10 protein-coding genes are annotated in these 8,429 nt (G+C 36.4%); 4 read left to right on the top strand and 6 right to left on the bottom strand.

Features of this window, described 5'->3' with window-relative positions; all coding sequences use genetic code 11:
* Positions 1-392: 392 nt before the first annotated feature.
* Positions 393-752, bottom strand: coding sequence for a Lin0512 family protein (locus ACFQ3N_RS18470; protein ID WP_390364379.1), 360 nt, complete (start codon positions 750-752; stop codon positions 393-395).
* A 254-nt stretch (positions 753-1,006) separates the two neighbouring features.
* Here ACFQ3N_RS18470 and dacB point away from each other — a divergent pair, with 254 nt between their 5' ends.
* A complete protein-coding gene (gene dacB / locus ACFQ3N_RS18465) occupies positions 1,007-2,533 on the top strand; it encodes a D-alanyl-D-alanine carboxypeptidase/D-alanyl-D-alanine endopeptidase (RefSeq protein ID WP_390364377.1) in 1,527 nt (508 codons plus the stop codon).
* A gap of 45 nt (positions 2,534-2,578) precedes the next feature.
* On the opposite strand, the gene ACFQ3N_RS18460 is transcribed toward dacB, so the two are convergent.
* Complete coding sequence (locus tag ACFQ3N_RS18460) at positions 2,579-3,379, bottom strand: DUF2935 domain-containing protein (RefSeq protein ID WP_390364375.1); 801 nt, start codon at positions 3,377-3,379, stop codon at positions 2,579-2,581.
* Between the two features lie 811 nt (positions 3,380-4,190).
* On the opposite strand from ACFQ3N_RS18460, the gene ACFQ3N_RS18455 reads away from it, so the two are divergent.
* The gene (locus ACFQ3N_RS18455; RefSeq protein WP_390364373.1) at positions 4,191-4,388 is read left to right on the top strand and encodes a DUF1657 domain-containing protein; all 198 of its coding nucleotides are present in this window, start codon (positions 4,191-4,193) and stop codon (positions 4,386-4,388) included.
* Positions 4,389-4,421: 33 nt separating this feature from the next.
* Here ACFQ3N_RS18455 and ACFQ3N_RS18450 read toward each other — a convergent pair whose 3' ends face one another.
* On the bottom strand, positions 4,422-4,775 hold the full coding sequence (locus tag ACFQ3N_RS18450; protein ID WP_390364371.1) for a DUF4363 family protein: 354 nt from the start codon (positions 4,773-4,775) through the stop codon (positions 4,422-4,424).
* A gap of 103 nt (positions 4,776-4,878) precedes the next feature.
* On the opposite strand from ACFQ3N_RS18450, the gene ACFQ3N_RS18445 reads away from it, so the two are divergent.
* Entirely contained in the window at positions 4,879-5,742 is an 864-nt protein-coding gene (locus ACFQ3N_RS18445) for a DUF421 domain-containing protein (protein ID WP_390364369.1), read from the top strand.
* A gap of 58 nt (positions 5,743-5,800) precedes the next feature.
* On the opposite strand, the gene ACFQ3N_RS18440 is transcribed toward ACFQ3N_RS18445, so the two are convergent.
* A complete protein-coding gene (locus ACFQ3N_RS18440) occupies positions 5,801-6,010 on the bottom strand; it encodes a DUF1657 domain-containing protein (protein WP_390364367.1) in 210 nt (69 codons plus the stop codon).
* Positions 6,011-6,158: 148 nt separating this feature from the next.
* Here ACFQ3N_RS18440 and rlmH point away from each other — a divergent pair, with 148 nt between their 5' ends.
* Positions 6,159-6,638, top strand: a complete 480-nt coding sequence (rlmH, locus tag ACFQ3N_RS18435) for a 23S rRNA (pseudouridine(1915)-N(3))-methyltransferase RlmH (RefSeq protein WP_390364365.1) — start codon at positions 6,159-6,161, stop codon at positions 6,636-6,638.
* On the opposite strand, the gene ACFQ3N_RS18430 is transcribed toward rlmH, so the two are convergent.
* Together ACFQ3N_RS18430 and ACFQ3N_RS18425 are read right to left on the bottom strand one after the other, a co-directional pair.
* The gene (locus ACFQ3N_RS18430; RefSeq protein WP_390364363.1) at positions 6,573-8,297 is read right to left on the bottom strand and encodes a recombinase family protein; all 1,725 of its coding nucleotides are present in this window, start codon (positions 8,295-8,297) and stop codon (positions 6,573-6,575) included. The two genes, rlmH and ACFQ3N_RS18430, sit on opposite strands and share 66 nt — an antisense overlap.
* A complete protein-coding gene (locus ACFQ3N_RS18425; RefSeq protein WP_390364361.1) occupies positions 8,290-8,427 on the bottom strand; it encodes a hypothetical protein in 138 nt (45 codons plus the stop codon). Before ACFQ3N_RS18425 ends, ACFQ3N_RS18430 begins: the two co-directional genes overlap by 8 nt.
* Positions 8,428-8,429: the final 2 nt, after the last annotated feature.

Here is an 8,429-nt window from a genome sequence, read left to right as displayed (position 1 = left end):
TATTCATAATTTTGGCATAAAATAATTTGTTTGACTTCTGTTGAAAAATTTTATGCAACGCTAGTGAGAAATTATTAAAATTAGGAGCCTGTGGATAATTTATTTACTGCTTAAGCCACGTCCAGCTCCAGCGCCCGTGCTGTTAGTGGGCTTCCTAATCCTCCTTACGATAAGTCAACATCGAATCGCTTAGCAAAGGAAGGCCGACTAAAAGCGGGCTCCCGGCCCAACGTCGGCATACCCCTATGAAGGGGCATGTTTCCTTTATCTCATGCGGATTTGGAAGATCGACTAACTTCGCCGCTTTCGGCGGCAACGTCGACCCACCCGCGATGCGCGGGCTCAGCCCATACGTTGCTAAACGGGCGCTTCTAGCTTTTGTTATTTAAAAACTAATATCCTACTTCAACAGCTGCATTTACGATATACATTAAATCGTTCTCATCATCTTTATCTTTTAAAATAATGCCGCTTGAAGTAGCCATGCCCCCTTCTGTAACTTCCACATTTACCGAACCATAAGGTATGGCTTTTCTTACTTCTTCTGTATCTAACTTTTCGCGATCAAGTGGTACAGCTACGCGTACGTTTACCTTCATATTTTCAATTTGTTGATCTGGAAGGACTTTTTCAATTCCAGGCATGGAGTTGTACCAAATGGAATTCTCTACAGCCCGCACAGCTGCTTTTGTTATGTTCTGACCATGCACATCAACACCTGTACCAGTTTGTACAAATAGAGTCTGTTTCAATATAATCACTCCCTGATGCAATAGAATACTTTCCCTTTTCCATAACGTTAACTACATCCATACAATTCCCAGAATAAAAAAATATAAAACACCAATTATACATAGGTAAAAAGAATGCAGACGTTTAGCCGATATTCCTATTTAGCTGTAGTTCAATAGAATGAATTTCTGCTGTAAACATGATTTGTCTGTTCGATATATTGTATAATTACAAATAATCAAAAAATATATTCAAAGAGGATGTGGACAACCTTATGGTTTCTAAAGAAAATGTACAAAGGGTGTTTTTTATCTCCCTTATCGCTATGGTAGCATTTTTACCATTTCATGAACGGGGAGTAGCCTTGTTTGTAGCAGCATCCGAAGAATCTACACAAGACGAATCAACTGAACATATAACGCTGGAACAAAAAATGGATGAAATTCTGACTGATGAACGTTTAGAGGGAACATCAACTGGAATAAACATAAAACATGCAGAAACAGGAGAGGATGTATACTCCCATTTTGGTGATATACGTTTGCACCCCGCATCTAATATGAAATTATTAACGAGTATAGCTACACTAGAGACGCTAGGGCCAGACTATAAATTTACAACAGAGGTATTGACGGATGGCAATGTTAAAGGGGACGTGCTTCAAGGGAACGTATACGTAAAAGGAAAAGGGGATCCAACCTTACTAAAAGAGGATTTTAACCATTTTGCCGAAGATTTAAAGGGACAGGGAATTAAAAAAATAAAAGGAGATCTTATAGGTGATGATAGTTGGTATGACGATGTTCGTTTATCATTAGATTTAAATTGGTCAGACGAACCATATTATACGGGTGCACAAGTTTCCGCATTAACGTTATCTCCAAATGAAGACTATGATGCAGGTACAGTTATTGTTGAAGTAAAGCCAGCTTCAAAAGTAGGTGAGAGCCCACAAGTTACCATGACACCGAAAACAGATTATGTAACGATTGTAAACAAAGCAGAAACGGTTGCAGAAGATAAGTCAAAAAGTATTTCTATCGAACGAGAACATGGAACGAATAACATCGTTGTTGAAGGACAGATTCCACTAGATGGGACAAGGGCCAGGTCATGGGCTGCTGTATGGGAGCCTACTGGTTACGCGCTCGATGTATTTAAGAAATCATTGGAGGAAAAAGGTATTACATTTGTAGGTAAAACGGAAATGAAAACAGATGGTACACCAAAAAATGCAACCGTTCTTACATCGAAAAAATCAATGACATTGGAAGAACTGTTTATCCCGTTCATGAAATTGAGTAATAATGGACATGGAGAAACCCTGATAAAGGAAATGGGTAGGGTTGTACACGGAGAAGGAAGTTGGGATAAAGGGATAGAAGTAGTGGAGAATGTAGTATCAGAATTAGGAGTGGATACAGAGACGCTTTTGCTACGTGACGGTTCAGGAATGTCCCATAAAAACATGATCCCAGCAGAAGAAATTTCACAATTACTTTATGCAGCTCAAGATAAAAATTGGTTCCCGGTCTTTGAAAACGCTTTGCCAGTGGCTGGTGAACCGGAGCGTTTTGTTGGAGGTACTTTGCGATACCGGATGACAGGAGATATGACAAGAGGAAATGTCAAAGCCAAAACAGGCTCTCTAACCGGAATGTCAACATTATCTGGTTATGTTACAGCAAAAGATGGAGAAGAATTGATATTTTCGATCATGATTAATAACTATGTTGGTTCATCCGTTACTTCCATTGAAGATGCTATTGCAACCGTACTTGCTGAACATGAAACGGAATAATGCACAACAAAAGAGAGAATCTCTTTCATGAGATTCTCTTTACTACTATTCTGTTCGTGGTTTGGTAGGATCACAATCGGGTGGATTGGTATTGGTTGATTCAGCAAGTTTTATTAAGTAATAGCACTCCTCCCGTGCCATGTGGTCTGCCATGAGTGCAGAGAATGAACTAAGTACCGTATTAGAGAGTTCCATTTCCTCTACTTCATGAAGAAAGCCTCTGAACAAATTCAACTCTACTTCCACCTCATTGTTAAACCTTCCTAACGCCGGAAACGAATGAAGATTAGAACGCAAATAACCCGCTAATTCAACTGCTTTTAGGTAAAATTGGTCAAAGTGCTTGGAAAACTCCTTGCTCTTTTTCTTTAATCTTTTTTCAATCGCATCTAGTTCATCGTTTATAGCCCCAGCATGCCCCGAAGCATCGAGCAACCAGATCATGTGATGATGTAATTCATGGAAAATCGGTGGGGCTTCCCCTTGCTTTAAATAGCCCATCACCCGTTGATATTCTTCTAACTCATTTACCATATGATTGATAAATGTTGGTGACAAATGAATACCAATATCCCCAGTTAAGTGACGTCTTATAATCGAAAATTTAAATTCCTTCAGTTGATCTGTAGCGGCCTCCGCATGTTTGGTAAAAGCAATGACATTGTTATTCGTTAACGATTTTGACTGCTCTAGCAGCTCATCAAATGTATTCACAAATTCCATGGCTAATTGAACATCATCCGCCTCAGTTGGATAAAGGGAATCTCGAATAAATCTAGAATGATCTCCCAAAACTTGCAGCCAAAACTGATGTTCAAATGAAGCACTTCTTATAAAATCCACCAAATGTTCTCATCCCCTTGTTGTAAGTCATCAGGTTATATATATGTCTCTAAAGCAAGTCCTAGTAACAATAATCTCAACTGGCTCGCTTTGAAAATAAGATTAGATAAATAATAAACACACATAAGTCAAAAAAATAAATAATCTTCCATATATAACTTATGATATTGAATGTGGAATAACTATAAAAACCTTGATGAGGGTATTCAACCCACTCATTGAATATAAATAAATGTATACTTGGTAAACCAACCGTTGAGCTGTCGGCTATATACCAGATGAAATGGAGAATAACAAACGCCACAGAATGCATTAAAAAAAGGAACCCACGATATTTTATATGCGCGCTGTTTGATACTCTCTGATTGTTTCTATATCTTTCTTTTATGAACGAATCAAGGCGCAGAAAATCGGAACTTCCTAATGTAGTAGCATAAATAAAAAAGAGAGTAATAAACACTTGGAAAAAAGATACTTTACCTGTGAAATAGTAGTTGATGCAAACCAAAGATGCCTGGAATAGGTTAAAAATGATAATAGATGTTAAAAAGAATAGACTTAACCGATCTAACAAAAGTTTGTAGCGAAAAATGATAAAAGAAATGATAAAAATCCATATAAGTCCTTCAGAAACAAAGAAAAATAACCAACCATGCTCATAAAGAAAAGTAAACATGCCACTTCCCTCCTGATTCCTTCTTAAAGAGTGTATGTCCTACTATAGTCAATTATGTTTTCGGAAGATCCTGATAAAAATCGTTTCTAAAGGGAAAATAAGGTAAGGTGATTTTACTGAAAAAGGCAGGTGGAAAAAGTGACTGTTGGTACACAGGTACAACAAGCTCTGGCTGATGCAAGGAGTGTACAAGCCAATTTCGAAACATTTTCATTAAAAACCCAAGATGAAACCGCTAAACAAATGTATGGTAATGCAGCAAAGCAATTGCAAGAGATAGTAGAAGGGTTAGAAAAGCGGATGGAGGAAATAGAACAAGAAGAACCCCAATTTTAAACGAAGAAGGCTACTATATTAGAGTAGCCTTCTTTAAAAGTCATCATAAATGATTTGTAGTCGTTTCATAATTTGACCAAGACTAATCTTAGACTCTAATTGATCTTGATCTTTAAGACTTTCCTTCAGTGTTCCCATTTCCAGCTCTATTTCCTTATAATCTTCCATTTCCCCCAATAGCTGCAATTTCCACTTACGCTTTTCATAAAGTTCTTGAAATTCATTTATGGTGGAAGTAGATTTATCCCATTCCTTTTTATCGACTTGAAGTTCTATCTCAGTAACTGCATTAAATAATAGATCATCTTTTTCAGTTTTTAATAAATCACAACCAGTAATAGATGCCAAGAGTATAAATGAAACAATTGTTAACCTGAATGAAGCCATTTTCACAACACCGTCCTTTTAATTTATTTTTCAAAATAAGTATGGTTAGTCTAAGTTTGGCCCAATAATGTATAAATAGTACATATATAAAGGGTGAAACCAGATGAATGATTTAGAATTTGTGTTAATTAGGGGAATAATTGCATTTACTTTAATGCTGACTTTAGCGCGTCTAATGGGAAAAAGACAAATCACCCAAATAACATATTTTGACTATATTGTAGGAATTACGATTGGAAGTATTGCTGCGGAATTAACATTTAGTCCGCATGTTAGAATGTCTAATTTTGTTTTAGGAATGATTATATGGGCAGGAATACCAATCATTTTATCAAAAATAGAAATGAAATCGTTTCGTTTTCGGACACTATTAGAAGGAAAGTCTGTTACTGTAATTAGAGATGGAAATATTCTGGAGAAAAACTTGAAAAAAGAAGATTTGACGATAGATGAATTAATGGTTCTGCTAAGACAAAAGGATGTTTTTAAGGTTTCCGACATTCAGTCAGCAGTTATTGAGAAAAATGGTGATATATCCATATTAAAAAAGAAAGAATTGCAACCACTAACTCCAGTTGATGTAGGCATGGTAGTTGAAAAGGAACATCTTCCCTTTATTGTTATAATAGATGGAAACGTACTGGAGAAATCCTTATCAGATGGTGGGTATACAAAAACATGGTTGTTAGGTGAATTACAAAAACAGGGAGCAGAGGAATTCTCTGATGTTTTCATGGCACAAATTGATTCAATGGGTAATGTATATGTCGATCTTTACAATGATAAACAGAAGATACCACAAGTAAAAGAAAAATTATTAGCAGCAGCAACTATCAAGCAACTTCAATCAAGTCTTGTTAATTTCTCCTTACAAACGCAAAATAAAGAGGCAAAGGAAATGTACAATAGCTATGCTAAACAAATGGATAAACTAATGGGAGAAATGGCTGTCTATCTAAAGGAATAAGGTATGTAAGCGTTAAAAAATAAGACAAAAGCAGCAGAATTTGATCTGCTGCTTTCTTCTATTTATTCTGCTTAAATTGAGGTTCTTCTTCTAAGACTTGATCATAACGTGCTTGCAACTGTTGAACAATGGTTTTTTGTTGTTGTGATAACTGTTGAAATTGTTGTTTTGCTTGCTCATTCTGCGTCTCTAAGCCAAATTGTGTGAGGCTAGCTTCAACACTTTGAGCCGCTGATAGCGCTTGTTGAATTTGTGTTTGGACAGTCATTAATGATCCTCCTAATAAAAATAAGTATCTTAGATTAGTTTGCACGATTCAAATACATATATCCGAAATACATTTTATTCCGGTAGCGTAACTAGGCGATATTTCTGTCGTTTGATAAACTAACTAATAATGAGGACGGTGATATTAAATGAAAATAACCATTGTAGCAGTAGGGAAATTAAAAGAAAAATACTTGAAACTGGGTATCGATGAATATTTAAAGCGCCTGAGTGCTTATGCAAAAGTCGATATTCATGAACTAGCAGACGAAAAGGCTCCTGAAAATAGGAGCGAAGCAGAAGAAAATGAAGTAAAACGAAAAGAAGGAGAACGAATACTTAGCACAATCCCTCCGGACACCTATGTCATCACACTTGAGATAAATGGAAAAATGCTAAGCTCCGAGCAACTGGCTGCCAAAATGGATGAACTTGCAACCTACGGTAAAAGCAAAATAGCATTTGTCATTGGAGGATCCCTCGGGCTTAGTGAAGCGGTGGAAAAGCGAAGTGATTTAGCATTGTCGTTCTCCAAGATGACGTTTCCTCATCAGGTAATGCGGTTAATCTTGTTGGAGCAGGTTTATCGGGGGTTTCGGATAAATCGTGGTGAACCGTACATCTTTTAAGGGTAAAATATTAAGAGAATCCATCATTTCGCTCAACATTTTCCCATCCTTTTTTTCCAGCATCCAATTCTCCACCGGCTCAACAAAATCCATACCAACTGCATCGAGTAACTCCAACGACTGTTCCTCTAATCCTTCTATTGTAAAATCAAAATGTAGATTTATCTTCTCGATATGTCTTCCAATTCCCCGAGGTGCCTCTTTACTAATCTGTATATTCTTTATGATTAAGCGGAGTAATGCCTTTTGTCTTTCAGGATCAGCATCCTTCATTACTTTCTCAAAGTTATTTAAAAGGTGATGAAGTGCCTGTGCATCTATAGGAGTTGTATCACATTCTCCTAATTCACTATTTAATGCTTCAAGCCTGTTTTGAAAATCTTGCTGTTCCTCGGTAAGCCCTTTAAGCTTTGGTTTGAAAATGGCTACTAACGAAGGGTCATCCATTAATTGCTCCGTTATGTTGTTAATTCGAACTTCTACTTTATTTAGCTTAGATTGTAGTGTCTTAATTTCATCATTAATCGGAGTCTTTGCATCTCTACGCTTCACATTAACATTATCAATAATTTGATTTAATACAAATGGTTCAGATACAATACGTTTTAATTCTTCCATTACCTGCTGCTCCGCAAGATCTGCACGTATGGAATGAGCGCTACATACTTTACTACCTTTGTTATGAAATAGTCCACATACATAATACCGATACGTCTTACCTTTTGAACCTTTCGATGATGCAGAAACCATACCATATCCGCACTTAGGGCATCTTAAAAGGCCGTTTAGTATATATGGTTTATTGGATCGTGAAGGTTTTGTAGAACGCTTCTTGCGATTCTGTTGCACCATATTCCATTGTTCCTGATCAATGATAGCCTCATGCCTTCCGTCGACTAGAATATAATCTTTATTTTTTCCTTTACGATGTTTTTCTGACCAATTTTCATACATATTAAACCTAATTTTACCAATGTAAATAGGGTTTTCTAATATCGTTTTAACTGTATTGATTGAGAACTCAAACCCTCGTTTCGTTTTATACCCCATGGGATTGATTCGGTTAACAATTGCCTTATTACCTAAATCCTGTTCCGCATAATCAAAAATCAAACGAATAACATGTGCTTCTTCCTCGTTAATAACCAATTCTTTATTGACACTATCATATCCTAACACTCTACCTCCATTGTAGTAGCCTTCTTTGGCACGTTGAATCATTCCCATTTTACCACGTTCAATAATAGAATTACGTTCATACTCAGAGAAGTTACTCATCATTTGAAAAACCATCTTACCCATTGGAGTTGCAATATCAAAGTTTTCTTTAAGGCTGATTAAACTAACATTGGCCATTTCACATCGTTCTGCAATATCTAAAGCATCTTTTGACTTACGAGAAATACGATCAATCTTATAAACAATCACTTTGGAAAAATGATTGTCGTCAATATCCATTAATAAACGTTTCATCTCAGGTCGACCAGAAATATTCTTTCCACTTACACCTTCATCAACGTATCTACCAACAATTTCCATGTTGTTGTTTTTAGCATAAGTTTCAATTTCTCCAATTTGTGCTTGTATACTGTAACCTTCTGTGGCTTGTTCCTCTGTACTAACTCGTGCATATAACGCAGCTTTTGTTGGGTTAGTCATCTTGTTTTTCTCCTTTCTTATTTTCAGCAAGATTGCTATGAATTAAGTCTGATAGTGATTTAATGAATTGTTGTTTTTCGTTTTGCTTCTCTTGAAGCCGATCGGATATGTTGTCATTTGAATTAGACATAA

The organism is Virgibacillus byunsanensis (assembly GCF_042675965.1).
Taxonomy (GTDB): Bacteria; Bacillota; Bacilli; order Bacillales; family Amphibacillaceae; genus Virgibacillus_R; species Virgibacillus_R byunsanensis.
Note: the sequence above shows the minus strand (reverse complement) of the source record. Positions and strands in the feature narration are given on the sequence as shown.

Excerpts from the sequence above, each read along its gene's own strand:
- dacB (WP_390364377.1), top strand. The coding sequence starts at position 1,007 with ATGGTTTCTAAAGAAAATGTACAAAGGGTGTTTTTTATCTCCCTTATC.
- ACFQ3N_RS18450 (WP_390364371.1), bottom strand. The coding sequence starts at position 4,775 with ATGGCTTCATTCAGGTTAACAATTGTTTCATTTATACTCTTGGCATCT.
- ACFQ3N_RS18445 (WP_390364369.1), top strand. The coding sequence starts at position 4,879 with ATGAATGATTTAGAATTTGTGTTAATTAGGGGAATAATTGCATTTACT.
- ACFQ3N_RS18440 (WP_390364367.1), bottom strand. The coding sequence starts at position 6,010 with ATGACTGTCCAAACACAAATTCAACAAGCGCTATCAGCGGCTCAAAGT.
- rlmH (WP_390364365.1), top strand. The coding sequence starts at position 6,159 with ATGAAAATAACCATTGTAGCAGTAGGGAAATTAAAAGAAAAATACTTG.
- ACFQ3N_RS18430 (WP_390364363.1), bottom strand. The coding sequence starts at position 8,297 with ATGACTAACCCAACAAAAGCTGCGTTATATGCACGAGTTAGTACAGAG.
- ACFQ3N_RS18425 (WP_390364361.1), bottom strand. The coding sequence starts at position 8,427 with ATGTCTAATTCAAATGACAACATATCCGATCGGCTTCAAGAGAAGCAA.